The 1,772-nt window shown below is 67.1% G+C and carries 1 protein-coding gene; it reads left to right on the top strand.

The genetic code is table 11. The features are described from left to right. Positions 1–114: 114 nt before the first annotated feature. Positions 115–1,761 carry an IS1634 family transposase gene (locus tag I0C86_RS00090; protein ID WP_196199070.1) on the top strand — a complete coding sequence of 549 codons (1,647 nt, stop codon included), beginning with the start codon at positions 115–117 and terminating at the stop codon, positions 1,759–1,761. The last annotated feature ends 11 nt before the right edge of the window (positions 1,762–1,772 follow it).

The following is a 1,772-nucleotide window of genomic DNA, read 5'->3' as shown; positions in this document are numbered from 1 at the left end:
GACCTGAGTTTGGTCACCGGCTCGCGGCGCGACGGTGGGCAGCGCGTTGACCTGGGGTGTTGGGTGTTGGTGGGTTGTTTCTGAGGCACTAATTGGTCCCCTACGCTCGGGTTCGTGGCGTGGATTCGGCGGGTGCGGACGGCTTCGGGCGCGACGGCGGTGCAGATCGCCGAGTCCGTCGGCGGGCGTCGGCGGATCGTTGCTCATCTGGGCTCGGCGCATACCGAGGCCGAGTTGGGGCTGCTGATCTCGCGGGCCCGCGAGTTGCTTGAAGATCCCGGGCAGGGCGAGTTCGAGCTTGGCATCGAGCCGGTCGCGCGGAAGGCGACGTTGGTCGGCCCGGCTGGTGACGCGGCGCTGTTCGAGGTCGATGGTCCATCGGTGCGTGGGCTGGCGGCGGTCGCCGCGCCGCGGGTGGTGTCGACGGCGTCGCGGGTGCTGTACGACGTGCTGGCCTCGGTGTTCACGTCGCTGGGATTCGACGGCTTGGGCGACAGGGTTTTCCGGGACCTGGTGATCGCGCGGATCGTGGAGCCGACCTCGATCCGCGACACCGGCCGGGTGCTGATCGACCTGGGCCGCAAGCCGGCCAGCGAGAAGACGATGCGCCGTGCCCTGACCCGCGCACACACGGACGCATACCGTGACCAGATCGCGCGGCTGTGCTTCGCCCACGCCCTGAACAGCGGCGACGTCAGCCTCTGCTTGTACGACGTGACCACGTTGTACTTCGAGGCGGACAAGGAGGACGACCTGCGCAAGGTCGGATACTCCAAGGAACGGCGCGTGGACCCGCAGATCGTCGTCGGGCTGCTCGTCGACCGACACGGGTTCCCGCTGGAGATCGGCTGCTTCGAGGGCAACAAGGCCGAGACGTTGACGTTGCTGCCAGTCATCCGCCAGTTCCAGGCCCGCCACCGGATCAAGGGCATGGTCGTAGTCGCCGATGCCGGCATGCTCTCGGCGACCAACCTGCGCGAACTCGACCAGGCCGGCCTCGGCTTCATCGTCGGTTCACGCACCACCAAGGCGCCGATCGACCTGGAATCCCACTACCGCTGGCACGGGGACTACTTCACCGACGGGCAGATCATCGACACGATCACCCCCCGCACCGGCGCCAACCGCGACAACGACCCCGCCCTCAAGGCCGAGCCGGTATGGAACCCACGAACGCACACATCCTCATGGCGGGCGGTGTGGGCGTACGCAGCCACACGCGCCGCCCGGGACAACAAGACCCTCAACGCCCAAGAAGCGAAAGCGCGGGCCGTGGTCGCCGGAGAGAAAACAACCCGAACCCCGAGGTTCGTCACCGTCAACGGCGACGCCCGCACCCTCGACGAAACATCCCTCGCCAGAGCACGGAAGCTGATCGGGCTCAAGGGCTACGTCACCAACATCCCCCACAACGTGATGAGCCCCAGCGAAGTGACCTCCAACTACCACGACCTGTGGCACGTGGAGCAGTCCTTCCGCATGTCCAAGACCGACCTCGCCGCCCGACCCATGTTCCACCACACGAAAGACGCCATCGAGGCACACCTGACCATCGTCTTCACCGCCCTGGCCGTCACCCGCGAAGTCCAGACCCGCACCGGACTCGCGATCCGCAACGTCCTCCGCCAACTGCGTCCGCTGCGCTCGGCGACCCTCGCGATCAACGACGCCACGCAGACGTTCCCACCCCAGATCGACCCCGAACGGCAGGCCATCATCGACGCCCTCACCCCGAGCGGACCTCAGGCACTAACGAAATGACCGAACTCGGG

The organism is Plantactinospora alkalitolerans, assembly GCF_015690345.1.
GTDB lineage: Bacteria > Actinomycetota > Actinomycetes > Mycobacteriales > Micromonosporaceae > Plantactinospora > Plantactinospora alkalitolerans.
Note: the sequence above shows the minus strand (reverse complement) of the source record. Positions and strands in the feature narration are given on the sequence as shown.